The sequence below is a fragment of the Moritella viscosa genome (assembly GCF_900120065.1).
GTDB classification, from domain to species: domain Bacteria; phylum Pseudomonadota; class Gammaproteobacteria; order Enterobacterales; family Moritellaceae; genus Moritella; species Moritella viscosa.
The window spans coordinates 1-1839 of sequence record NZ_FPLG01000074.1 but is presented as its reverse complement, the minus strand read 5'-3'; the positions used below and the strand labels follow the sequence as shown (position 1 = coordinate 1839).

Sequence of the window (1839 nt, the reverse complement as noted above, 5' to 3'; positions counted from 1 at the left end):
GTTTGCGCAAACGTTTCGATAGCGTTAATATCCATTTAATCGAAGACTTATATTTAGCTATTTTAACCTTGTAAGGCGTGATCTATGAAGAAAAATGCACTTATCAACGCAGACTTATCTTATTTAGTTGCGACGCTTGGCCATACTAACGAGATCACCATTTGTGATGCTGGTTTACCTGTCCCAGATTCAACGCAGCGTATCGATCTTGCATTGATTCCGGGTGTTCCAACATTCATTGCGACAGTTAAAGCGATACTCGGCGAAATGCAAATTGAAGGCATCGTACTTGCGGAAGAGTTTGCTACGGTTAGCCCTGAGTTACACTCGGCCTTACTTGATGTGATCACCAGTGAAGAACAACTCACCAACAAAACGATAGTAATTACTTATATTAGCCACGAAGCATTTAAGCGACGAACACACCAGAGCAAAGCAGTTGTGCGCACGGGTGAATGTACGCCTTATGCCAATGTGATCTTCCAATCTGGAGTGGTATTTTAATCCCGCTCAACATTGGTTGTACGACACGTAATAATAGCGATTTATGCGGATTAAAGTAGGAACTGACATGACGCAAGCAATTTTAAAACTCAGTGGTATCGAAAAATCATTTCCTGGTGTGAAAGCACTAGATAATGCTTGTTTGAATGTATACCCAGGTAAGGTAATGGCATTACTGGGTGAAAATGGTGCCGGTAAGTCGACACTGATGAAGGTCATCACGGGTATCTATCACATGGATAAAGGTAATATTAACTATCAAGGTAGTGATGTTACTTTTAATGGACCTCGTCATTCTCAAGAAATGGGCATTAGTATTATTCATCAAGAATTAAACTTGATCCCTGAGCTAACGATTGCTGAAAATATCTATTTAGGTCGAGAGAAAACTAATGCGTTTGGCGGTATTAAATGGGCACAGATGTACCGTGATGCTGATGCTTTGTTACAACGCTTAGACGTGAAGAAAAGTTCGCGTCAATTGTTGGGTGAGCTAAGTTTAGGCGAGCAGCAAATGGTTGAAATTGCTAAAGCGCTGTCATTTAAATCACAAGTTATCGTGATGGATGAACCGACTGATGCATTGACGGAGAGCGAGACTAAATCATTATTTAAAGTGATTAATGAATTGCGCAATGAAGGCTGCGGTATCGTTTATATCTCCCATCGTTTAAAAGAGATCTTCGAGGTCTGTGATGATATAACCGTACTTCGCGATGGTAAGTTTATTGATGAGATCGCCGTGACTGACATTGACGAAGATGGTCTGATTGAGAAGATGGTCGGTCGTCGTTTAGATGAAATTTACCCACGTATTGATGTGAAGCATGGAACTACGTGCATGGAAGTTGAAAACATTGTGGCGCCGGGTGTGCATGATGTCAGTTTCAAATTAGACCACGGCGAGATATTAGGTATCTCAGGCTTAATGGGCGCAGGTCGTACCGAATTAATGAAAGCTATTTATGGTGCGCTAGCGCGTGAGTCGGGCGACGTGATCTTAGATGGCAAGGTTGTTAGTCCTGTAACACCGCGTGATGGTTTGGCTAATGGTATCGCTTATATTTCGGAAGATCGGAAAGGCGATGGACTCGTGCTTGGTTTGTCGGTAAAAGAAAATATGTCCTTGTGTGCATTAGACCTAATGTCGAAAGGCTTACAGCTCGACCATGCTAAAGAAGCCACTGCGGTTGAAAATTTCATGCGTTTGTTTAATGTTAAAACCCCAAGTCGTGATCAAATCATTGGTAACTTATCCGGTGGTAATCAACAAAAAGTAGCGATTGCTAAAGGTTTGATGACTTGTCCTAAAGTACTTATTTTAGATGAACCAAC

General features: G+C 41.6%; 2 protein-coding genes. Both read left to right on the top strand.

Annotated features, from left to right (window positions below):
• Positions 1-84: 84 nt before the first annotated feature.
• A complete protein-coding gene (rbsD, locus tag BT797_RS10200) occupies positions 85-504 on the top strand; it encodes a D-ribose pyranase (protein WP_045111703.1) in 420 nt (139 codons plus the stop codon).
• A gap of 67 nt (positions 505-571) precedes the next feature.
• A partial coding sequence (gene rbsA, locus BT797_RS10195) for a ribose ABC transporter ATP-binding protein RbsA (RefSeq protein ID WP_075471952.1) occupies positions 572-1839 on the top strand: 1268 nt, incomplete at its 3' end.

Bases quoted from the DNA above. Each gene is read 5' to 3' on its own strand.
- rbsD (WP_045111703.1), top strand. From the start codon at position 85: ATGAAGAAAAATGCACTTATCAACGCAGACTTATCTTATTTAGTTGCG.